Origin of the sequence: Campylobacter sp. CH278, assembly GCF_004378845.1 — a bacterium.
Lineage (GTDB): Bacteria > Campylobacterota > Campylobacteria > Campylobacterales > Campylobacteraceae > Campylobacter_D > Campylobacter_D jejuni.
Map to the genome: position 1 here is coordinate 1 of NZ_RYXZ01000050.1, position 244 is coordinate 244.

At 33.2% G+C, this 244-nt stretch carries 1 pseudogene; it reads left to right on the top strand.

The window, feature by feature from the left end:
• Positions 1 to 244: pseudogene (locus tag ELQ04_RS08645) on the top strand (hemolysin activation protein); the annotation flags it as partial.

Genomic DNA, 244 nt, shown 5'->3' on the forward strand with positions numbered 1-244 from the left:
TCATGAAAGCTTGCTTGATGCTTTGAAATATTTTTCTACCACCCAAGCAAAAAATCATCAAAGAGAATCAGCGTGGAATGCGCTTAAAGATGCAGCAGCTAAAAATTCAGCTTTAAACCAATATTTTTCTTTATTATTTGGTAGTGATTATGCTTCAAAAAGATTTGTTCCTGATCAAAAAGAGTGGAATCTTGATGCAAAGATTGTTTTTAAAGCAAAATCCGAGGCTGTTATTGCTTCAAAG